Annotated in this window: 22 protein-coding genes (1 of these 22 cut by a window edge); all 22 read left to right on the plus strand. The window is 47.7% G+C overall.

What is annotated here, in order from left to right:
• The first annotated feature begins 59 nt into the window (after positions 1–59).
• A complete protein-coding gene (locus tag ACKTT9_RS01120) occupies positions 60–779 on the plus strand; it encodes a hypothetical protein (RefSeq protein ID WP_127457174.1) in 720 nt (239 codons plus the stop codon).
• Entirely contained in the window at positions 763–1,674 is a 912-nt protein-coding gene (locus ACKTT9_RS01125; protein WP_407870193.1) for a protein kinase domain-containing protein, read from the plus strand. Before ACKTT9_RS01120 ends, ACKTT9_RS01125 begins: the two co-directional genes overlap by 17 nt.
• A gap of 36 nt (positions 1,675–1,710) precedes the next feature.
• Complete coding sequence (gene tilS / locus ACKTT9_RS01130; protein ID WP_407870194.1) at positions 1,711–3,126, plus strand: tRNA lysidine(34) synthetase TilS; 1,416 nt, start codon at positions 1,711–1,713, stop codon at positions 3,124–3,126.
• Between the two features lie 70 nt (positions 3,127–3,196).
• Positions 3,197–3,736: a hypoxanthine phosphoribosyltransferase gene (hpt, locus tag ACKTT9_RS01135; protein ID WP_127457153.1), complete on the plus strand. Its 540-nt coding sequence runs from the start codon at positions 3,197–3,199 to the stop codon at positions 3,734–3,736.
• 97 nt (positions 3,737–3,833) lie between these two features.
• Positions 3,834–5,786: an ATP-dependent zinc metalloprotease FtsH gene (ftsH, locus tag ACKTT9_RS01140; RefSeq protein WP_326061303.1), complete on the plus strand. Its 1,953-nt coding sequence runs from the start codon at positions 3,834–3,836 to the stop codon at positions 5,784–5,786.
• 201 nt (positions 5,787–5,987) lie between these two features.
• Positions 5,988–6,926 carry a quinolinate synthase NadA gene (gene nadA / locus ACKTT9_RS01145; RefSeq protein WP_127457155.1) on the plus strand — a complete coding sequence of 313 codons (939 nt, stop codon included), beginning with the start codon at positions 5,988–5,990 and terminating at the stop codon, positions 6,924–6,926.
• Between the two features lie 135 nt (positions 6,927–7,061).
• Positions 7,062–8,672 carry an L-aspartate oxidase gene (gene nadB / locus ACKTT9_RS01150; protein ID WP_407870195.1) on the plus strand — a complete coding sequence of 537 codons (1,611 nt, stop codon included), beginning with the start codon at positions 7,062–7,064 and terminating at the stop codon, positions 8,670–8,672.
• A gap of 1 nt (position 8,673) precedes the next feature.
• Positions 8,674–9,543: a carboxylating nicotinate-nucleotide diphosphorylase gene (gene nadC, locus ACKTT9_RS01155; protein ID WP_407870196.1), complete on the plus strand. Its 870-nt coding sequence runs from the start codon at positions 8,674–8,676 to the stop codon at positions 9,541–9,543.
• A complete protein-coding gene (locus ACKTT9_RS01160; RefSeq protein ID WP_127457158.1) occupies positions 9,540–10,304 on the plus strand; it encodes a type III pantothenate kinase in 765 nt (254 codons plus the stop codon). The genes nadC and ACKTT9_RS01160 overlap by 4 nt, the downstream gene beginning before the upstream one ends.
• A gap of 23 nt (positions 10,305–10,327) precedes the next feature.
• Positions 10,328–11,194, plus strand: coding sequence for an Hsp33 family molecular chaperone HslO (hslO, locus tag ACKTT9_RS01165; RefSeq protein ID WP_407870197.1), 867 nt, complete (start codon positions 10,328–10,330; stop codon positions 11,192–11,194).
• Between the two features lie 34 nt (positions 11,195–11,228).
• On the plus strand, positions 11,229–12,179 hold the full coding sequence (locus ACKTT9_RS01170) for a peptidyl-prolyl cis-trans isomerase (RefSeq protein WP_407870198.1): 951 nt from the start codon (positions 11,229–11,231) through the stop codon (positions 12,177–12,179).
• Positions 12,180–12,290: 111 nt separating this feature from the next.
• Positions 12,291–13,232 carry a cysteine synthase A gene (gene cysK / locus ACKTT9_RS01175; RefSeq protein ID WP_127457161.1) on the plus strand — a complete coding sequence of 314 codons (942 nt, stop codon included), beginning with the start codon at positions 12,291–12,293 and terminating at the stop codon, positions 13,230–13,232.
• A 121-nt stretch (positions 13,233–13,353) separates the two neighbouring features.
• Positions 13,354–14,892: an anthranilate synthase component I family protein gene (locus ACKTT9_RS01180; protein WP_407870199.1), complete on the plus strand. Its 1,539-nt coding sequence runs from the start codon at positions 13,354–13,356 to the stop codon at positions 14,890–14,892.
• A gap of 33 nt (positions 14,893–14,925) precedes the next feature.
• Complete coding sequence (gene pabA / locus ACKTT9_RS01185; protein ID WP_161407595.1) at positions 14,926–15,507, plus strand: aminodeoxychorismate/anthranilate synthase component II; 582 nt, start codon at positions 14,926–14,928, stop codon at positions 15,505–15,507.
• A gap of 3 nt (positions 15,508–15,510) precedes the next feature.
• On the plus strand, positions 15,511–16,374 hold the full coding sequence (gene pabC / locus ACKTT9_RS01190) for an aminodeoxychorismate lyase (RefSeq protein WP_407870200.1): 864 nt from the start codon (positions 15,511–15,513) through the stop codon (positions 16,372–16,374).
• 33 nt (positions 16,375–16,407) lie between these two features.
• Entirely contained in the window at positions 16,408–17,223 is an 816-nt protein-coding gene (gene folP / locus ACKTT9_RS01195; protein WP_407870201.1) for a dihydropteroate synthase, read from the plus strand.
• A 17-nt stretch (positions 17,224–17,240) separates the two neighbouring features.
• Positions 17,241–17,609 (plus strand): dihydroneopterin aldolase, encoded by a 369-nt coding sequence (folB, locus tag ACKTT9_RS01200; protein WP_407870202.1) that lies wholly within the window; start codon positions 17,241–17,243, stop codon positions 17,607–17,609.
• The gene (folK, locus tag ACKTT9_RS01205; protein WP_127457167.1) at positions 17,606–18,121 is read left to right on the plus strand and encodes a 2-amino-4-hydroxy-6-hydroxymethyldihydropteridine diphosphokinase; all 516 of its coding nucleotides are present in this window, start codon (positions 17,606–17,608) and stop codon (positions 18,119–18,121) included. The genes folB and folK overlap by 4 nt, the downstream gene beginning before the upstream one ends.
• Entirely contained in the window at positions 18,103–18,315 is a 213-nt protein-coding gene (locus ACKTT9_RS01210; RefSeq protein WP_157324443.1) for a helix-turn-helix domain-containing protein, read from the plus strand. The genes folK and ACKTT9_RS01210 overlap by 19 nt, the downstream gene beginning before the upstream one ends.
• A gap of 17 nt (positions 18,316–18,332) precedes the next feature.
• Complete coding sequence (gene dusB / locus ACKTT9_RS01215; RefSeq protein ID WP_181646444.1) at positions 18,333–19,349, plus strand: tRNA dihydrouridine synthase DusB; 1,017 nt, start codon at positions 18,333–18,335, stop codon at positions 19,347–19,349.
• Positions 19,350–19,570: 221 nt separating this feature from the next.
• Complete coding sequence (gene greA / locus ACKTT9_RS01220; protein WP_127457170.1) at positions 19,571–20,047, plus strand: transcription elongation factor GreA; 477 nt, start codon at positions 19,571–19,573, stop codon at positions 20,045–20,047.
• 125 nt (positions 20,048–20,172) lie between these two features.
• A protein-coding gene (gene lysS / locus ACKTT9_RS01225) for a lysine--tRNA ligase (RefSeq protein ID WP_407870203.1) crosses the window boundary here: on the plus strand, positions 20,173–21,654 show its 5' portion. 15 nt of this gene lie beyond the right edge of the window; 1,482 of the gene's 1,497 nt are visible here — the first part of the coding sequence; the start codon lies at positions 20,173–20,175; the stop codon falls past the right edge of the window.

A 21,654-nucleotide genomic window follows, 5' to 3' on the forward strand; every position in this document is an offset into this window, starting at 1 on the left:
ACTAGGAGAAGAACTGCTAGAGAGCAAATTTTCCTTATGTCAGGGAGGCAATTGTTATGATGAAACAGATTTTGTTAATTACAGATGGATGTTCGAATGTTGGCGTGAGTCCTGTTATAGCGGCTGCACAGGCGCATACAGAAGGTGTAACTGTGAATGTCATAGGAGTGGTCGATCAAGGGGAGTTAGGCCTGTTAGGCACGGAGGAGATTCGTGAGATTGCCGCAGCAGGCGGGGGGATGAGCCGTATTGTCAATTCGGTCCAGCTGTCCCAAACCGTTCAGATGATGACGCGTAAAACCGTAACAACAACGATACAGCATGCGGTAGGCAAAGAATTGCAGAGCATTCTGGGGATTAATCAATTAGAGCAGCTTCCGCCTGAGAAGCGGGCAGAGGTCGTGCAGGTGATCGATTCCATGAGTGAAACTACTTCCCTTCGCGTAGCGCTTTTAATAGATGCTAGTGCTAGTATGAAGCCCAAGCTTGCAGCGGTGCGGGAAGCTATTCATGATCTTCTGCTAAGTCTTAGAGCCCGTAGTGGCAAAAGTGAATTAGCCGTGTTCCATTTTCCGTCAACCAAAACAAGGGATCAAGAGCTGGAGATGGATCTCAACTGGACGAATCAGCTTGCAAATTTAGACAAGATGTTCTATAAAATAAACATGAAGGGTACGACTCCGACGGGTCCGGCGCTCCTGCAGACGCTGCAGTTCGTGACGGAGAAGCCTGTCGCACCAACTACCGAGGATGGGATGCTGAGTGACTACGTGGTATGAGGAAGCTTTCCGTCCAGGGACAGAAATCCAAGGCAAATGGAACGGCCGCAGTTATGTGGTTGAACGTTTATTAGGTGCTGGCTCTAACGGTGTTGTGGTTCTCGTACGAAGAGGAACGGCCAGATTTGCTCTAAAAGCAGGACATGAAACGGTTGACCACCAATCGGAGATTAATTCGCTTCTCGCTATATCCCTCACAGATACATCTTTTAAGAACTTCTTAATCGATGCGGATGATATGCAGGTTCGCGGGAAAGAGATATCTTTCTATGTCATGCGATATATTGATGGAATGACAATCTCTCATTTTATACATAAGCGTGGGCAGGATTGGATCTATGTTATTGGTTCTAACCTGCTCAGAAAGCTGACGGAGATCCATAAGAGCGGTTATGTGTTTGGGGATTTGAAGATTGAGAACATGATCGTATCCAAGTATGGCGATGTGGACCTCATTGATTTCGGCGGGGTGACACCCAAGGGCAGAGCGATTAAGCAACTGACCGAAGTGTACGATCGCGGCTATTGGAAGATGGGGGAGCGGGTAGCGGAAGAGAGCTATGATTTATTTTCATTTGCCATTTTACTTTTAAAATCGCTCGATCAGCGCAAACGCTTTACGGCAATGAACAAGATGCTCCCTCAAAACAGAGATGTGGATCAGCTTATGGTCATTATGCGAGAAAATTCAGCAGCTGCCCAGATCGCGCCATTTCTTCAAAAAGCATTGAGAGGCGAGTTTACTACGTCGCAGGAAGCTTTTCATTATTGGAAAAAACTCATTTCGGGTAAAAAGCTTACACAGCCCGCTCTGAAAATGCCGTGGCTCAAGATTTGCTTCGCGGCCTCCATTTTTATTTTTGCAGCTACTGTTTATGTTTATTGGCTGAACTAATAACTAGGGAACATGCAAGTCGGAAAGGAAGACAGTATGGAAATCGATCTTGTCGCCAAGGTGCGGCAGCGAGTGACCGAAGAGAAGTTGGCGGATTCGGGAGATGTCGTCGTCGTCGCAGTTTCAGGAGGACCTGATTCCGTGGCGCTGCTTCATGTCCTTTTTGCGCTGACGCCCGATTTCAACTGGAAACTGGTTGTCGCTCATGTGAATCATCAGTTCCGGGGTGCGGAATCGGATGGGGAAGCCGAGTTTGTGATGGAGTTGGCGAAAAAGCTGAGTCTACCTTGTGAAATTGGCGTCATCGATGTACCGGCCTATATAGAGGAAACGGCGTTGAATGGGCAAGCAGCCGCGCGTGAGAAGCGGTACGAATTCCTTCATCAAGTTGCTGAAGATTATGATGCTCAGCGAATTGCATTCGCGCATCATGCCGATGATCAAGCGGAAACAGTTATGATGCGAATCCTCCGAGGAACAGGCCCGTCCGGGCTTGTCGGGATGCCGGAACGCAGGCGAGAAAAAAAAGTGGAACTGATTCGTCCTTTCCTACGTATATACAAATCAGATATTGTGAATTATTGCGCTCAGCATCACATTACTTATTGTAAAGACAGCAGCAATGAGCTGCGGAAGTACTTTCGTAATCAAATTCGGCTGGATGTTATGCCGATGCTGAAGCAGTACAATGAACATCTGCCGGAGTCGCTGAATCGATTGACGGATATGATGCGCGCTGAGGATGATTATTTGGCTGGGGAGACCGAACAGGTTTTACACCGGATAGTGACTTTTCAGGAAGCGGCTTGCCGGCTACAGAGAAGTGATTTCAGTGGACTTCACGTTGCTTTACAAAGGCGTTTGATTAAATTAATATTAAACTGTCTTTGTTTGGGAATGGACCGGCTGGAATTTAACCGGATTGAAAGTATCCGCGAGCTGATCTTGCAGGATCAGGTTTCTAATCAAGTACTGCAGGTGGATGATGGCCTTTATATTGTGAGAGAATATGAAGCCATTCAATTTCAGACATCTGCTCCCTCGCCGAAGCCTTATGCTTATGCGATCGGATCTGATACGGATGAACTGAACCTGCCGGAAATAGAAGCCAAACTGCTTTGCTCATGGATGCCTGTCAGTTCGCTAGAGACAGCAGCTTTGCTCTCATCCGCAACGGACGTATTTTTGGATCTGGATCAACTTCAACTGCCGCTAGTTCTTCGTAGCCGTAGGTCAGGAGATCGATTGGAACCGTATGGTTTAAACGGGTCCAAAAAGGTAAAAGATATGTTCATTGATGCCAAAATGCCGCTAAGTCGGCGTGAGGTCATCCCGTTACTGGTCGATGCTTCCGGACAAATCCTCTGGATTGCCGGCTTTCGTAGGTCCAAGCACGCTCTTGTTGGTTCCGATACAGAACGTGTGCTTCATCTGAAGCTCGTGCTGAAGTAACATGCGTAAATTTCGTTCTTCTAGAATGTAAATTTATAAGGATTCATAATATAAACTAGGGGGTTCATCCTTGTACAGCGACATTCAAGACGTTCTTTACAGTGAAGAACAGATTCAAGGGAAGATTCAAGAATTAGGAGAGCAACTCTCCAAAGATTACGAAGGCAAGAATCCATTGGTCATTTGTGTACTTAAGGGAGCCTTTATTTTCATGGCTGACCTTGTGAAGCAAATTAAAGTGCCATTGGAACTCGACTTCATGGCCGTTTCGAGCTATGGTCAATCCACGAAGTCATCCGGAGTCGTTAAGATTATCAAAGATCTTGATGTTCCCGTAGAAGGACGGCACATTCTTATCGTGGAAGACATTATCGATAGCGGATTAACGCTGAGTTATCTGATAGATGTGCTAGAGCGACGCAATGCGAAGACGATTTCGGTCGTTGCGCTGTTTAATAAACCGGCACGCAGAACCGTTGAACTCGAACCTGATTACGCAGGTTATGTGCTTCCAGATGAGTTCGTTGTCGGATATGGTCTGGATTATGCAGAGAAATACCGTAACCTTCCATTTATCGGCATATTGAAACCAGAGATTTACTCAACCTAATGTCATATCTCCGGGCTTCTTCATTGCGGTTATGTTGTAGTGCTTTACCGGGATATGGTAAAATAATAAAAGTGTGCCGTTCGAGAGGAGGCTTGGGATGAATCGAATTATCCGGAATACCGGTTTTTATTTACTTATATTTTTGGTAACAGTAGGTATCGTCCATTTCATCAGTACCCAAAACGAACAAAAGGAATTAATTACTTACGATAAATTCCGCCAAGCGGTAGTTAACAAAAATGTGGAATCCGTAACCCTCAAGTTCGATGGATACACGTATTTGATTAAAGGTAAGTATATTAACCCTCCAAGCGGAGCGGATAAGAAGAGTTTTGAAACGCATGCTCCGTACGAGCAATTGGTCGTTCAACTGATCGAAGCCAATGGTGTTCCGTCAGAAACGTATGAGACAATGGAGCGGGATAGCGTCTGGATTAGCTTCCTGACCTCTATCATCCCATTCGTCATTATCTTCATCTTGTTTTTCTTCTTATTGAACCAAGCTCAGGGTGGCGGCGGCAAAGTGATGAACTTCGGCAAAAGCCGTGCCCGCTTATATAATGAGGAGAAGAAACGTGTCACATTCGAAGATGTGGCCGGTGCGGATGAAGAGAAACAAGAGCTGGTCGAAGTTGTAGAATTCCTCAAAGATCCAAGGAAATTCGCAGCCGTCGGCGCAAGAATTCCTAAAGGGGTTCTGCTCAATGGTCCTCCGGGAACAGGTAAAACATTGCTTGCACGGGCAGTAGCCGGTGAAGCAGGCGTTCCGTTCTTCAGTATTTCCGGTTCTGACTTCGTAGAGATGTTCGTCGGTGTCGGCGCATCCCGTGTTCGTGACTTGTTCGAGAACGCGAAAAAGAACTCGCCTTGTATCATTTTCATTGATGAGATCGATGCGGTCGGTCGTCAACGTGGCGCCGGATTAGGTGGCGGACATGACGAGCGTGAGCAAACCCTCAATCAGTTGCTAGTTGAGATGGACGGGTTTGGCGCTAACGAAGGTATTATTATCGTTGCGGCAACGAACCGCCCTGATATTCTTGACCCTGCCTTATTGCGTCCAGGTCGTTTTGACCGTCAAATCACGGTTGACCGTCCGGACATTAAAGGCCGCGAAGCTGTACTGAAAGTACATGCACGCAATAAACCGCTTGCCAAAGATGTGAAACTGGACGCTTTGTCCCGTTACACGACTGGATTTACAGGCGCAGATTTAGAGAATCTATTGAACGAGGCAGCTTTGATTGCTGCTCGTCGTAATCGTAAAGATATTTCGATGGCTGAGATCGAGGAAGCTTTTGACCGTATTATTGTAGGTACGCAAAAGAAAAGCCGTATCATCAGCGATGTTGAGAAACGTATTGTCGCCTATCATGAAGCCGGACACGCAATCATTGGTTATCATGCGGAAAATGCAGATATGGTGCACAAAGTGACGATCGTTCCGCGCGGACGCGCTGGCGGTTACGTGATGATGCTGCCCAAAGAAGGCGAAGACCGCATGATGCAGACGAAGAACGAGCTGTTGGATAAAGTAACTGGACTCCTTGGTGGTCGTGTTGCCGAAGAATTATTTATCGGTGAGATCGGCACAGGGGCATACAGTGACTTCCAGAAGGCTACAGGCATCGTCCGCCGCATGATTATGGAATACGGGATGAGCGATAAGCTTGGACCGATGCAGTTCGGCAGCTCCCAAGGTCAAGTGTTCTTAGGCCGCGATATTGGCCATGAACAAAACTATAGCGATGCGATCGCTTATGAGATTGACCAAGAGATGCAAAGCTTTATCCGCACTTGTTATGACCGCGCACGCGCCATTCTTACTGAGCATGCCGATCAAATGCATCTCGTAGCCAAAACGCTGCTTGAGAAAGAAACGCTCGATAAAGATGAAATTATTGAGCTTTTGGAAAAAGGCAAGCTGAATGCCGGCGGGATCGACGAGGACGTTAAAGTGAACATTCAACCGCAAAGCAAAGAGAATGAAAGCAATAAATTAGAGTTCGAAAAAGAGAAAGATCCGAATTCGGATCAATCCGAAGAGTAACAAGCAATGGCAACTCGTAAATCCGGTGTACACGTCAGGTGTACCCGGATTTTCTGCTTATTTCGGCTTTTTTACGCATTGACAGGGGATGCTGGAATGTGTAAATTAGTTGTAAATCTCTAATTTTAACTAGCTTAGATCATACTACTTTTAGATAGTTAAGAAGTACACTTTACATCCCAGACAGGGGAGGAAGCATCCATGGAAGCTTTAGCACTACAGCGTAAAGCGGAGCAGAACCGAGAATTGAAAGAGCGGTTGCTTCAATTGAAGAAAGAACGGAATGCTATTATTCTTGCTCATTATTATCAACGTGACGAAGTTCAGGAAGTTGCCGATTTCCGGGGGGATTCCTTTTTGCTAGCGCAAAAGGCGGCACAAACAGATGCAGATGTGATTGTTTTTTGCGGGGTCCATTTCATGGGAGAAAGCGCTAAAATTTTGGCGCCGAACAAAACCGTGATCATTCCGGATGAGCGTGCAGGCTGCCCGATGGCGGATATGGTCAATGTTGAGGGTCTTCGTGCTTTGAAGCGCCAACATCCGAAAGCTAAGGTCGTTGCCTACATCAATACATCAGCCGATGTCAAATCAGAAACAGATATTTGTTGTACCTCTGCAAATGCCATAAATGTTATTAATTCCGTCGATTCGGATGAGATCATCTGGGTACCGGATAAAAATTTGGGCGACTATGTATCAAAATTCACAAGCAAAAAAGTGATCATCTGGGAAGGTTATTGCAATACGCATGATATGCTGACGGTCAAAGATGTAGAGGAAATGAAAGCGCAATATCCAAATGCGCAATTTGTTGTACATCCTGAGTGCCGGCCAGAAGTCGTGAAGTTGGGCGATTTTGTGGGAAGCACGACAGCGATTATTAAATATTGCAAAGAATCAGACTGTAAGGAGTTTATTGTCGGGACGGAAGACGGGACAGGGTACCAATTACGCTTGGATAGCCCGGACAAACAATTCCATTTTGCAACCAAATACCTGGTTTGCCCGAACATGAAAGTAAACAACTTAAAGAAAATTGTGAAATGTTTGGAGACTATGCAGCCAGAGATTTATGTACCGGAAGATGTAGCCGATAAAGCAAGATTGTCCTTAGAGCGCATGTTACAAGTAAAGTAGCATGCGCTACTCTCTTGTTTATTTGAAAGAACGCATCAAATCATTTTTGTTAGTTACCCTCGTGAAGAAACAGAGTCTCACTTTTTCTGATTCTGTTTCTTAGCGAGAATAAATGGTGAAGATCGGGTGAGCGGCATGATTCCTAGATACCTCGTAGATGTAGACTTAAATTCCATTCCTCATGTACATACAGATGTGATTGTGATTGGCGCAGGTATTGCAGGATTATTTACGGCTCTGCGCGCTAGTGAAAATAAGAAAGTTCTGATGATTACGAAGAAATCTCTCCTCGATAGCAATACGCGTTATGCACAAGGCGGGATTGCAGCTGTTATTTCGGATGAGGATTCACCTGAATATCATATGCAGGATACTTTGATCGCCGGCGCCGGCCTCTGCTCACCAGAGGCTGTTGATGTTCTTGTTCACGAAGGTCCTAACGGCGTACAGGATTTGATTCAAATGGGAACTCAGTTCGATCTGGAAAACGGAGAGTTCGCTTTGACGAAGGAAGGGGCTCACAGCCAGCGACGCATTTTGCATGCGCATGGTGATGCTACAGGCGCTGAAATTGTACGAGCCTTATCGGAGCGCACGAAGCAAGATCCGAACATCGAGATCTGGGACGATCACTTCGTGATCGACCTGATCACGCAAGATGGCGAGTGCTACGGTGCACTCGTGCAGAAGCCGGGCGGCCAGCGGGTTTTTGTCCGCGGCAACGCCACGATCCTTTGCTCGGGTGGTGCGGGGCAGCTGTTCCGCTACACCACCAATCCCGATATCGCGACAGCTGACGGCATCGCGATTGCTTACCGCGCCGGTGCGCAAATACAGGATGTGGAATTCGTACAATTCCACCCTACGGCGCTGTGCTATCCTGGCGCTCCGCGCTTTCTGATCTCCGAAGCAGTGCGCGGCGAGGGGGCTTACCTTCGCAACATCAAAGGGGAGCGCTTTATGGAAAGGTACCATCCGCAGCTGGAGTTAGCGCCTAGGGATGTTGTGGCTCGCGCTATCGTCGACGAGATGGAGAATTGCAAGTCAACATTTGTATACATAGATATTACACATGAATCTGAGGAACTAATTAAACATCGGTTTCCAACGATTTATGAGTACTGCTTGAATTATGGTTTGGATATGAGTACGGACTGGATCCCGGTTGCTCCCGCAGCTCACTATATGATGGGTGGCGTGAAGACGGATTTGCACGGAGAAACGCATGTTCGTCGACTTTTCGCGTGCGGTGAAGTGTCTTCTACAGGTGTACATGGCGCTAACCGCTTAGCGAGCAATTCGTTATCGGAAGCAATCGTCTTCGGCAGAAGGATTATCGAGCGTATTCAAGAGCTGCCGGCTCTGGAAGGCGACATTCAAATCCGCGCGGAGTCCGAAGCACCAAGAACGGAAATTCCGAATCAAGCTGTTGTCGAAAAGAAGCTGAAGCTGCAGAAAGTCATGCTGCGTTACGCCGGACTGAAGCGTTCAGCCAAAGGTCTGCAGAAAGGCCATGATGAACTGTCCAGACAGCTTTCTATTTTTGATTCCTTGATGACGAAACGTGAAGATTATGAGTTTGCTAATTTACTGAACTGTGCATTGCTTACAACAACAGCGGCTTTGGCGCGTGAGGAAAGCCGCGGCGGACATTACCGGGAAGATTTCCCGGAACGGGATGATCATGACTGGAAGAAGCATATTGTTTTTAAGCGCGGGGAAGATAGCATAGAGGAGTGGATTTAATATGCTGGATTTAAACATGGAACTTATTCGTAAACAGATTCGGCTTTGGCTAGAAGAAGATATTGGCACCGGTGATGTCACGACTCTGACAACGATCCCTTTGGACCATGCGTCCAAAGGGATTATCCACGTCAAAGAAGACGGAATCATCTGCGGTTTGCAAATTGCGCGAGAAGTTTTCGCTGTCGTCGATTCAACGCTTCATTTTGAAACAAAAGTAGCGGAAGGATCGTCAGTTAATAAAGGGACGATTATTGCTGAAGTGGAGGGCAACACGCGAAGCATCCTGCTTGGCGAACGTTTGAGCCTTAACCTCATGCAAAGGTTGTCCGGTATTGCGACCAGAACGCGGGAGTTTGTTAATGCCCTGGAAGGTTTGCCTACCAGACTCGTAGACACAAGGAAGACGACGCCGGGCCATCGCCTGCTTGAGAAATATGCCGTTCGCGTAGGCGGCGGTCATAATCACCGTTTCGGTCTTTATGATGCGGTAATGATCAAGGATAATCACATCAAGGGCTCTGGAGGTATCACACAGGCTATACAAGCGGCCAGGAAGCAGATCCCCCACACCATGAAGATTGAGGTCGAGGTCGAAGATTTTGACCAACTGCATGAAGCGTTATCCGCCCAAGCTGACATTATCATGTTGGATAATATGGCGCCGGCAAAGATGAAGGAAGCAGTTTCCATAATTAAAAGTAAAGCTCCGCATATTGTAGTAGAAGGATCAGGATCTGTAACGGTTCAGACTATTAAAGCTATGGCTGAGTCGGGCGTAGATGTGATCTCGGTTGGACGGTTGACCTACTCGGTTGCAGCGCTGGATATTTCACTTGACCTTAATGAGCGGAAGGGGACAGCGTTATGATTCTCGTGATCGATGTGGGGAATACCAATATTGTGCTTGGCCTCTACAAAGAGCGTACACTCCTGCACCATTGGCGGGTGAGCACGAACCGTTCTGCTACCGTTGATGAGTACGGCATGCAGTTGCATAGCCTTTTTCAACACTCAGGGATTAAATTCAGCGAAGTGGAGGGCGTAATCGTCTCTTCCGTTGTTCCTCCGCTCGTTAGCGTGATGGAAAGCCTTTGTAAGCATTATTTGAAAAGGACGCCATTTACCGTAGGTCCCGGCATTAAAACGGGATTGAATGTACGGGTAGACAATCCCAAAGAAGTTGGGGCGGATCGTATTGTAAATGCGGTTGCTGCTCTTGAATTATATGGAGCTCCTTGTATTATTGTTGATTTCGGCACGGCGACAACCTATGACTATATTGATCCAAACCAGCAGTTAGTGGGATGTGCGATTGCACCAGGCATCGGTATCTCCACAGAAGCGCTGTATCAAAAGGCGGCGAAACTTCCGCGCATTGAGCTTGTGAAGCCGAAAAGCGTAGTCGGCAAAAATACGGTAGCTGCTATGCAGGCAGGGATTATTTACGGTTACGTGGGTCAGGTTGATGGGATTGTAGAACGTGTAAAACAGGAGTTTAATGTAAATCCTACCGTCATAGCAACGGGGGGGCTTGCAGAATTGATCTCCAGTGAGTCCCGTACGATTCAAATCGTGAATCCTCTGCTGACACTGCAAGGTTTACAAATGATTTATGAGAGAAATGCATAAGCTGTTTAAGGAAAGGACGTAACATGGGCGATTATTTAATTCGAGGAACGGCCCTTCAGGGAAGAGTTCGTGCTTTTGCAGTACAAACCACCGACCTCACAGATGAACTTAGCCGAAGACACCAAACGACCCCTACCGCCACTGCGGCGTTAGGAAGAACGGCAGCAGCCGGTCTTCTTCTGGGAGCCATGCTCAAAGGTGAGGAGCATCTCATTATTCAAGTCAAAGGAGACGGTCCAATCGGGCAGATTGTGGTCGATGCCAATGCCAAAGGCGAGGTGCGCGGTTATGTGGATAATCCGCTGGTTGACCCTCCCCTCAAAGCGAATGGCAAACTCGATGTTGCCGCTGCGGTCGGAACGGACGGCTTTTTGTACATAACTAAAGATTTAGGCCTCAAAGAACCTTACAAAGGCAGTACTCCGATCATTTCCGGAGAATTAGCGGAAGATTTCACCTACTATTTTGCGAAGTCGGAACAGACGCCTTCAGCTGTAGCTCTTGGTGTTTTGGTAAATACCGATCATACCATCTTGGCAGCGGGTGGATTCGTCATTCAACTTCTTCCTGGATTAAGCGATCAGGAGATTAGTGAAATTGAGGAAATACTCTCACGTATCCCTTCCTTTACAACCATGCTCGGCAGCGGATTAACCTTGGAAGGAATTTTGCAGACGGTATTGCCTTCTTTTCAAACACTCGATCAGATGGATGTTATGTTCCGCTGCAAATGCAGTCGGGAAAGGATTGAATCGACACTCATTTCCTTGGGGAAAGCGGAGCTTCAAGAAATTCTCGATGATGAAGGCTTCGCTGAAGTTGTGTGTCATTTCTGCAATGAAGCCTATCGTTTCGACGAAGAAGAGTTGCAACGAATGATTGATCTGTAGATCAGCAGCATTATGGAAATGAAGAGGAGTCAGGATGCAGAACGTAAAGCGATTGTGGGGAGTCATCATTCTGATGGCAGTATGTATTCTCGTGCTCGCATCCTTGCTGATCACTCATACTATGAACCAATCAGAATCGAGTCACCCAGCGGATCCTGAGCAGCAAGGCGAGCAGAACAATGAGCAGGTCGTAGCCAAAATTGGAAGTCGGGAAATTACGCGGCAAGAGCTTCAAACGGCGTTGGAACAACATTACGGTGCAGAACTGTTAGGTCAACTGTTGGATCGTGAAGTGATACGTCTGGAGGGCAACGAGACGGGGACTGCGATTGCAGATGCGGAGATTGCACGTGAGTTGAAACGAATGCAGCAAGGATATGAGAGTGAGGAACAATTTTATACCTCTATGCAAAATCAGTTGGGGTTATCCCGGCAAGAAATCAAAGAGGATGTCACGAATAAACTGCTTTTGGAGAAACTCGCCACCAGCCATATTCAAATAACGGATGCTCAGGTGGAATCTTATGTCCAAGGGCATCCTGACGAATTTAAGCAGGAAACGGAGTACAACATCCAGCAGATTATTGTTTCTACCAAGGATCAGGCGAACAAGGTGATTGCCGCGCTGGCGAAAGGCGAAAGCTTTGAAATCCTGGCTAGAGATCGCTCCCTGGATGACGCGACCAATAATTCGGGAGGGGACCTCGGTTGGATTGAGGGTGATGACCCTTTTGTGGCGGCACCCGTTCTGGAAGCTGCGAAGTTGCTGAAGGCTGGGGAAGTCAGTAAGCCGGTACCGTTAACACAAGGATTTGCCGTAGTGAAGCTGAAAAACAAGCGTGACAAAGAAAATCCGGATCAAGCGTTTATTCGTGAAAATGTGCGCAGAGAGTTGGCGCTGCAGGAAGCTCCGCCGCTTAAAGATTACATTTCGCAGCTTCGGACGAAATGGAAAGTAGCTGTTATTGCTCCGGAGTTTAAGTAGGCCGGTGAAAATGTGGTTGACAACGCGTGGGTGCATTGATAAGATTAAATGTATAATACCGACTAATTAACTCGGAAATCATCTATTACTCAATCTGGAGGGGAACTAGCAATGGCAAGATTAGTACAAAGCATTACGGATTTGATTGGAGATACACCGCTTGTTCGTTTGAATCGTGTCGTTCCGGAAGGAAGCGCAGAGGTTTATGTTAAATTGGAGTATCAGAACCCAGGTGCCAGCGTTAAAGATCGTATTGCCATCTCCATGATCGAAGTGGCTGAGCAAGAAGGCAAACTTAAGCCTGGTGATACAATCGTTGAGCCAACTAGCGGTAACACAGGAATCGGAATTGCACTAGTTGCAGCAGCTAAAGGATATAAAGCGATTCTGGTTATGCCAGAAACGATGTCATTAGAAAGACGCAACCTGCTTCGTGCTTACGGTGCGCAGCTTGTTCTTACACCGGGAGCAGAAGGAATGAAGGGTGCGATCAAACGTGCGGAAGAACTGAAAGCAGAGAATCCTTCCTATTTCATCCCGCAACAATTTGAGAACCCAGCTAACGTGAAAGTTCACCGTGAAACAACAGGTCCAGAAATCGTGGAAGCAATCAAAGGTCACGATGGCAAATTGGATGCTTTCATTTCCGGTATCGGTACAGGCGGTACGATTTCAGGCGCTGGCGGCGTGCTGAAAGAAAACTTCCCTGATATCAAAATTTATGCGGTAGAGCCTGCGGCTTCCCCGGTTCTTTCCGGCGGTAAACCAGGTCCTCACAAAATTCAAGGTATCGGTGCAGGTTTTGTTCCTGGAATTTTGAACACAAACATTTACGATGAAATCATTGCGGTGGAGAACGAAGATGCTTTCGAAACTTCCCGTCGTGTAGCCAAAGAAGAAGGTATTCTTGGCGGTATTTCCTCAGGCGCAGCGATTTTCGCGGCTTTGAAAGTGGCCAAAGAACTTGGAGCTGGCAAACGTGTCGTAGCAATCGTACCAAGTAACGGTGAGCGTTACCTGTCTACGCCACTTTACCAATTCGAAGAGCAATAAAGTTGACCTTCATTCAATTAAGTAAGCCTCAGCTCTTGCAGCTGGGGCTTTTTTTCTGTGATAGGTTGGAGTATACTAATGGACAACTAATCTTCGGATATTATTGGAAGGAGGGGCAATCATGATAATAACAACCCTAGAGCAGTGGCGTAGTTGGTCCTCCGCGTATACCATGCTGCCTTACGTCGTTAAGCTCGAGCTGAGCGAAGATCGTATCGTCTCCTGGGAATCAGCTTGGAAGGAAGCGGCGTCGGATTCTTTTGTGCTGGAGAGCGGAAAGGGCGGGCGCTACACGTTCCTCGGGTTACAACCATTTTCGACGATACACGGAAAAGGGTTGGAGGCTGAAATAACCTCGTCCAGTCGTGTAACCCGCATGAAAGGCGAGCCGCTTTCGATCGTGAAACAATGGATGTCTTCCCATCATAGTCCCAAAGTAGAAGGTGGGCCTAAGTTCTTAGGCGGATGTGTCGGATACTGGAGTTACGATGTAATTCGTACAATTGAGAAGCTTCCAACACAAGCAGCGGATGATCTGCCAATCCCGGATTACAGCTTTGCGATGTATGATCAAGTATGGGCTGTGGATCACCTTGAGAAGAGCCTATACCTCACGGTCCACACGCCCGTGCAGCCGGACCTGGCTGCGGATGACACGTATCTGCAGCAGCTATACGCACAGGCGCAAGCGCAGGCAGATGCCATGCTTCGTCGCTGGCAGGCCATCTGCGCTAGCAGCGCAGCGGGCTCGCCGCACAGCGGCCCGGAAGGGACATCGATCGCGCGCGAGCAGCTGCACATCGATGTAGAGAGCATCGCAGGCATCCAGCCTGCGTTCGGCAAAGCCGACTACATGGCGGCGGTGCAGCGCATCCAAGCCTACATCTCACAAGGTGACGTGTTCCAAGTCAACTTGTCGGTCAGACAGAGCCGGCGCTTGAATACGACGCCGGAAGAGATCTACGAGGCGCTGCGCATCGTCAATCCCTCGCCCTATATGGGCTTGCTGCGTTTCGCAGGCTTCGCCCTCGTCTCCGGCTCGCCGGAGCTGCTTGTGCAGCTGGAGGACGGTGTCCTGCGGACGCGTCCTATCGCTGGCACGCGCCCGCGCGGCAAAGACGAACAGGATGACCTGCGCCTGGCCGGCGAGCTCATCGACAACGAAAAAGAACGCGCCGAGCACGTCATGCTGGTCGATCTCGAGCGCAACGACCTTGGCCGTATCTCCAAGTACGGCTCCGTCCGCGTCAAAGACTTCATGGTCATCGAGTACTATTCCCATGTCATGCACATCGTCTCCGAAGTAGTTGGCGAGCTGGCGGAAGGCAAGGATGCGTACGACGTCATAGCCGCTACGTTCCCGGGAGGAACAATCACAGGCGCCCCGAAGATTCGGACGATGGAAATCATAGAAGAGCTAGAACCGGTCCGCCGCGGCCCGTACACGGGTTCCATGGGGTGGATTGACTATAATGGCAATATGGAATTTAATATTATTATACGCACGCTGGTGGCGGCAGAAGGTATGGGGCATATTCAAGCGGGGGCGGGGATCGTCATCGATTCTATTCCCGAGCGTGAGTATATCGAATCTCTGAACAAAGCCAAAGCGATGTGGAAAGCAATTGAATATAGCGAGCGGAGCATGAGCCGAGCTTAAGCCTGAGCAGGGCTGACGAAAGGGGAGCTTAGAATGATTTTAGTGATTGATAATTATGATTCGTTTACGTACAACCTCGTCCAATACTTGGGGGAGATTGGGGAAGAAGTCATCGTTCGTCGCAATGACGAAATTGATTTAGCAGGTGTGGAGGCCTTGGCGCCCGACCATATCTTAATATCTCCGGGTCCTTGCACGCCGAATGAAGCCGGTATTAGCCTATCACTGATTGACCATTTCAAGGGTAAAATCCCCATTTTCGGCGTTTGTCTGGGACATCAGTCTATCGGACAAGCTTTTGGCGGCGACGTCATTCGCGCTGAGCGCTTAATGCACGGTAAGACCTCAGAAATTTTCCATGATGGCCAAACGTTGTTTGAAGGGTTACCTTCTCCTTTCATCGCGACGCGTTACCATTCTTTGATTGTCAAAGCGGAGACGCTGCCTGATTGCTTGGAAGTCAGTGCCCGTACGGCTGAAGGTGAAATCATGGCGCTGCGTCATAAGGAATATCCGATTGAGGGCGTTCAATTTCATCCCGAATCCATTATTACGGAGCACGGCCACCAAATGCTGCGCAATTTTCTACGCCGCACGGCTAAAGCAGGAGCTTAATTTATGATTATTAGCATCAATGGCAAACTTATGGATGAACAACAAGCCGTGGTCTCGGTTTATGATCACGGTTTTCTTTACGGATTAGGTCTCTTTGAGACCTTCCGTACTTATAACAAAGTTCCTTTTCTCCTTGCTGAGCACATGAATCGTCTTGCGGAGGGATGTAAGGAGCTGGGTATTGGGTATGAGCCTGATCTTGAGCGCGTGCAGAAGTTAATTGATGAACTGCTAGCTGCGAACGAGCTTCAGGATGCCTATATTCGTTTCTCCGTATCTGCTGGAGTAGAAGCGCTTGGTCTTCCTTCTGGGGACTACGGTCAGCCTACCGAGATTGTCTATATCAAGGCGCTCCCGCCGAGGGATACGAAGACATATGAAGAGGGCAAAGCCTTACAGCTGCTGAAGCTGCCACGAAATACACCGGAGGGCTTGTACCGATTCAAGTCTTTTCACTATATGAACAATATTTTGGCTAAAAGAGAGCTAGGCCAATACCCCTGGGCCACTGGCGCAGAGGGTTTGATGATGAGCGAAGAGGGCTATGTGGCTGAGGGCATTGTCAGCAACATTTTTTTCATTAAGGACGGGACTTGCTACACGCCTTCGCTGGATACAGGCATTTTGGCGGGAATCACCAGAGCGCACGTACTTCGAATTGCCCAGCGAGGGCAGTTACCTGCTCAAGATGGTTTATATCGTTGGGAAGATTTAGTGGAGGCCGACGAGGTGTTTCTGGTCAATTCCATTCAAGAAATCGTGCCGGTTACAACTCTATATACACCTAGTGGCCAAAAGATCTCAGTGGGCACAGGAACAGTAGGTCCCATAACCCGTGAGCTGATTCGGACATATAACGAATATTGATAAATTGATAAACATACAGGAAGTGAACAGCAGATGAAAGTGTTATCCTGTAAAGGACACGAGCTGCCCATCGGTGATCGGACGATCATCATGGGCATATTGAACGTAACGCCGGATTCCTTTTCGGATGGCGGCTCCTATGTCACCATAGAAGATGCCTTACGCCGAGCTCGGCAGATGGTTGAGGATGGCGCAGATATCATTGATATTGGAGGCGAGTCCACCCGTCCGGGATCTGCGGAGGTGACCGAGGAGGAAGAGCTTCGCCGGGTAATCCCCGTCATTGAAGCGCTAAGTCGTGAAATTAATGTTCCTATTTCTATAGATACGTATAAAGCAGAAGTCGCCAAGCAAGCTTTGGCGGCAGGGGCGCACATCATCAATGATGTATGGGGTGGGCAGGCCGACCCCCGTATGGCTGACGTAGCGGCGAGCTACGACTGTCCCTTCATTATTACCCATAACCGATTGAACACGGAATATAAGGATTTTCTTCCAGAGGTACTAAGCGATCTTCAGCAATATGTGAGTCAAGCGCGAGACGCGGGTGTTCGCGACGAACGGATTATTTTGGACCCCGGCATCGGTTTTGCAAAATCCTACGAACAGAACTTGCAGCTTATGAACCAACTGCGCCCTCTTGTTGATCTTGGGTATCCGGTCCTCCTGGGTACATCGCGTAAAAGCGTGATCGGGATGACGCTGAACCTGCCGCCGGCCGAGCGGTTGGAAGGATCGCTTTCAACCGTCGTGCTGGGAATCGCACAGGGCTGCGGGATTGTTCGCGTGCATGATGTATTAGCAACCAAGCGGGCCGCCGTCATGACGGATGCCATTATTCGCTCATAATGAAGGAGGTCACAACAATGGACAAAATCACACTGTCCCGCATGCAGTTTTTTGGTAATCACGGTGTTTTTCCGGAAGAAAATAAATTGGGCCAGCGTTTTTATGTAGATGTCGAGCTGATGCTTCCGCTTCATAAGCCCGGACAGTCGGATCATCTCGAAGATACGGTGAATTATGGCGAGGTTTTTTTCAAAGTGAAAGAAATTGTCGAAGGACGCACTTTCCAATTAATTGAAGCTTTAGCGGAAAACATTGCATCAATGCTTCTTCATACTTATACTAGTATCAATGAAGTGACGGTTCGCGTTATTAAGCCGCATCCGCCCTTTGCCGTAATTTTTGATGGCGTGACTGTAGAGATTAACCGAAAGCGGGCAACGACATGACAGCCGAAGAACAAGAACGCAGCATTGCAGCTTATGTCGCATTAGGATCCAATATCAATGATCGCGAACAATATTTGCAGGATGCGATTACAGCGCTGAACCAGGAGTCGGGTATTGTCGTGACTGGCTTGTCCAGTATTTACGAAACCGAGCCGGTCGGTTATGTAGACCAGTCTGCTTTTCTTAATATGGTCGTTCAGATACAAACGGTTATTCCTGCTGAAGATTTGCTATTCAAATTGCTGGCCATTGAGAATCGTTTGGGGAGAAAGCGCGATGTGCGCTGGGGTCCAAGAACGATCGATTTGGATTTGCTTCTGTACGGCGACGAGCAGCTTACGACCCCCGACTTGATCATTCCGCATCCGCGGATGCATGAGCGGGCTTTTGTATTAGTCCCTCTCTCAGAGGTTCTCTACGAGCGGCAAGATGCTGCATTTGAATTCATCTCCGCGAATCTGGAGAAACTGGAAGGAAAGGAAGGCGTTGTGTTATGGAAAAAAGCTCAGTAGCTCAGCGCATACGCGCTTTTCGTAAATTGAAAGGATATACCCAGAATGAATTAGCTGATTTACTCGGCGTATCGATCGCCATTTTGGGTGCAATTGAAAGAGGTACACGTAAACCGGATACGAAAATCATTAATAAGATTTCGCAGGTGCTTGGTATCGAGCCGGACGAGTTAGTCGCAGTGGTTGCGAGATAAGAGAGGTGGAATCTTCGGTGCTGAAAATAGGTAATGTCGAAGCTCCCAATAAAGTTGTGCTTGCCCCAATGGCGGGCGTTTGTAATCCTGCATTCCGCCTGATTGCCAAAGAGTTTGGCACAGGGCTGGTATGTGCGGAAATGGTAAGTGATAAGGCTATTGTACACGGGAACACCCGTTCCATGGAAATGTTATATGTAGATGACCGGGAGAAACCGCTCAGCTTGCAAATCTTCGGCGGCGATACCGAAACACTCGTGCAAGCGGCCAAAATCGTTGATCAGCAAACCAACGCAGATATTATTGATATCAATATGGGCTGCCCGGTGCCGAAAATCACCAAATGTGACGCCGGCGCACGTTGGTTGCTTCAACCGGATAAAATTGAACAAATGATCGAGACCGTTGTAAAGGCAGTAAACAAACCTGTTACCGTCAAAATGCGGATCGGCTGGGATTCTGATCACATCTATGCTGTCGAAAATGCAAAAGCTGTCGAAAGAGGCGGCGGCAGCGCAGTTAGCGTCCACGGTCGTACGCGCGAGCAGCTCTACACAGGGAAAGCGGATTGGAACATTATCCGAGATGTGAAGCAAGCTTTGTCGATACCGGTTATTGGTAATGGTGATGTAGTTACGCCTGAGGATGCCAAACGCATGTTGGACCAAACGGGTGTGGACGGCGTCATGATCGGTCGTGGTGCATTAGGCAATCCGTGGATGCTCTACCGCACGGTTCAATATCTTGCTAATGGGGAGTTACCTCCGGAGCCAACACCGGAAGAGAAAATCCGCATCGCCATCCTGCACATGGACCGACTCATAGCACTTAAAGGCGAGCACGTTGCCGTCAAAGAGATGCGTAAACATATGGCTTGGTATCTCAAAGGATTAACAGGAGCAGCTCGTGTGAAGGACGCTATTATGGAGATGTTGAAGCGTGATGAAATGGTTCGGACACTGAATGAATACGTTGAGCACCTAGCTGCACAATCGTCGTCATCCAGCCAAGAAGAATCTCCCGTACTGCATTAAATCATGCAGCTATGGTTGAGATTGACATTTTGAAACGGTTGCAATATAATCAGTCAATATTAATGTGTTCCTGCATATATTGAAAGACAAACGAGTAAGTTCCTAATTTTATAACCGTGAATTCATACTACTTGAATCAGCTCTATAAAGACCTAACTCCTAGCAGGAAGCATCGATTCAACGATATGAAAATCTTTCACATGACGGGAGATCAGTTGGTAATGGCTGAAAAAGAGGTCATTCTTACACCAGAAGGTTTGAGAAGGCTCGAGGACGAGCTTGAGCATCTTAAATCCGTGAAGCGCCGCGAAGTCGCGGAGAGAATCAAGGTTGCCATCGGGTATGGCGATATCAGTGAGAACTCCGAGTACGAAGATGCGAAAAACGAGCAAGCCTTTATCGAAGGCAGAATCATCACTTTAGAAAAAATGCTGCGCAATGCGCGGATTATTAATAACGACGATGTGGATATCAACACCGTAAGTGTAGGATCCATCGTTACACTGAAGGATTTGGAATTCGGTGATTTGGTTGAGTACAATATTGTAGGTACCGCGGAGTCTGATCCGCTACAGAATAAGATTTCCAATGAAAGCCCGGTGGGCAAAGCAATTCTTGGCAAGCAAAAGGGCGCAACCGTTGATGTTAACGTTCCAGCTGGCGTCATTCAGTATCAAATTGTTGATATTAAAAAGTAGCGTGCAGCCGCAGCCCCGTTGCAGTTTACCTTTGCTTAGCATAGGCAAATTGTCTGGAAAGCTTCCTTACGGAAGCTTTTTTCCGGTTTTAGCACCCTTTACTAAAATATGTAGGAGATGAAAACATGAGCCAGGAAGTGGAATTGAACGAATTGCTCGTCATTCGCCGTAACAAATTGGACGAGCTTCGCGGTTTGGGCGTAGACCCTTTCGGCAGCAAATACGTTAGAACGCATACAACGCAAGAGATCTTGACAGCTTACCAGGACAAAACAAAGGAAGAGCTGGACGAAGAGAACCACGAGGTTAGTATTGCAGGACGTATTATGCAAAAAAGAGGCATGGGTAAAGCAAGTTTCGCTCATATCCAAGACATTACAGGGAAAATTCAAATCTACGTGCGGGAAGATGCGTTGGATGCGAACAAGTACAAAGCTTTTGATCTTTTGGATCTGGGCGACATGGTTGGCGTTCAAGGTGTTGTTTTCAAAACGAAAACCGGAGAAACCTCCATTAAGGTTAAGTCTCTTGAAGTATTGACCAAGTCCTTGCTTCCGCTTCCGGATAAATTCCATGGTCTTAGCGATGTAGAATTGCGCTATCGTCAACGTTATGTTGATTTGATTATGAATCAAGATGTTCAACAGACATTTATTCTGCGTTCCCGTATTATTCAGTCGATGCGCCGTTACCTGGATTCGCTGGGTTATTTAGAGGTGGAAACACCGACGCTTCACTCGGTTGCAGGCGGGGCTTCGGCTCGTCCGTTTAATACGCATCATAATGCTTTGGATATGCAGCTTCATATGCGTATTGCCATTGAGCTTCACTTGAAACGCCTAATTGTTGGCGGACTAGAGAAAGTTTACGAAATTGGTCGTGTATACCGGAATGAAGGTATCTCCACGCGCCATAATCCAGAGTTTACGATGATTGAGTTGTACGAAGCTTATGCTGACTACAAAGATATTATGAAGCTGACTGAGGAGCTTATTGCGCATATCGCTCAAGAGGTTCTTGGTACGACTTCGATTCCTTATGGAGATCACGTGGTTGATCTAGCTGTTGGCTGGAGACGTATCTCCATGGTTGATGCGGTTAAAGAAGTGAAAGGTGTAGACTTCGGCGTTCAAATGACGAATGAAGAAGCGCATCGTTTAGCCAAAGAGCATAATGTGCCAGTGGAGCCTCATATGACATTTGGTCATATTTTGAACCAATTCTTTGAGACGTTTGTAGAAGAGACGCTGATCCAGCCGACCTTTATATATGGACATCCTCTAGAAATTTCACCGCTTGCCAAAAAGAACCCGGAAGATCCGCGTTTCACGGATCGCTTCGAGCTCTTTATCGTAGCTCGTGAGCATGCGAATGCATTTACTGAGCTTAACGATCCTATCGATCAAAGGGAGCGTTTCGAGGCTCAGCTTCGTGAGAAAGAGCAGGGGAATGATGAAGCTCATGAAATGGATGAGGATTTCATCCGTGCTTTGGAATATGGAATGCCGCCAACGGGTGGTTTAGGAATAGGAATCGACCGTTTGGTTATGCTATTGACCAATGCCCCATCTATTCGCGATGTCTTGTTGTTCCCGCTTATGCGTGAG

Source organism: Paenibacillus sp. P36 (assembly GCF_045866505.1).
Classification (GTDB): Bacteria; Bacillota; Bacilli; order Paenibacillales; family NBRC-103111; genus Paenibacillus_E; species Paenibacillus_E chondroitinus.

Coding starts and splice junctions, on each gene's coding strand:
- ACKTT9_RS01120 (WP_127457174.1), top strand. CDS start 60: ATGAAACAGATTTTGTTAATTACAGATGGATGTTCGAATGTTGGCGTG.
- tilS (WP_407870194.1), top strand. CDS start 1,711: ATGGAAATCGATCTTGTCGCCAAGGTGCGGCAGCGAGTGACCGAAGAG.
- ftsH (WP_326061303.1), top strand. CDS start 3,834: ATGAATCGAATTATCCGGAATACCGGTTTTTATTTACTTATATTTTTG.
- nadA (WP_127457155.1), top strand. CDS start 5,988: ATGGAAGCTTTAGCACTACAGCGTAAAGCGGAGCAGAACCGAGAATTG.
- nadB (WP_407870195.1), top strand. CDS start 7,062: ATGATTCCTAGATACCTCGTAGATGTAGACTTAAATTCCATTCCTCAT.
- nadC (WP_407870196.1), top strand. CDS start 8,674: ATGCTGGATTTAAACATGGAACTTATTCGTAAACAGATTCGGCTTTGG.
- ACKTT9_RS01160 (WP_127457158.1), top strand. CDS start 9,540: ATGATTCTCGTGATCGATGTGGGGAATACCAATATTGTGCTTGGCCTC.
- hslO (WP_407870197.1), top strand. CDS start 10,328: ATGGGCGATTATTTAATTCGAGGAACGGCCCTTCAGGGAAGAGTTCGT.
- ACKTT9_RS01170 (WP_407870198.1), top strand. CDS start 11,229: ATGCAGAACGTAAAGCGATTGTGGGGAGTCATCATTCTGATGGCAGTA.
- cysK (WP_127457161.1), top strand. CDS start 12,291: ATGGCAAGATTAGTACAAAGCATTACGGATTTGATTGGAGATACACCG.
- ACKTT9_RS01180 (WP_407870199.1), top strand. CDS start 13,354: ATGATAATAACAACCCTAGAGCAGTGGCGTAGTTGGTCCTCCGCGTAT.
- pabA (WP_161407595.1), top strand. CDS start 14,926: ATGATTTTAGTGATTGATAATTATGATTCGTTTACGTACAACCTCGTC.
- pabC (WP_407870200.1), top strand. CDS start 15,511: ATGATTATTAGCATCAATGGCAAACTTATGGATGAACAACAAGCCGTG.
- folP (WP_407870201.1), top strand. CDS start 16,408: ATGAAAGTGTTATCCTGTAAAGGACACGAGCTGCCCATCGGTGATCGG.
- folB (WP_407870202.1), top strand. CDS start 17,241: ATGGACAAAATCACACTGTCCCGCATGCAGTTTTTTGGTAATCACGGT.
- folK (WP_127457167.1), top strand. CDS start 17,606: ATGACAGCCGAAGAACAAGAACGCAGCATTGCAGCTTATGTCGCATTA.
- ACKTT9_RS01210 (WP_157324443.1), top strand. CDS start 18,103: ATGGAAAAAAGCTCAGTAGCTCAGCGCATACGCGCTTTTCGTAAATTG.
- greA (WP_127457170.1), top strand. CDS start 19,571: ATGGCTGAAAAAGAGGTCATTCTTACACCAGAAGGTTTGAGAAGGCTC.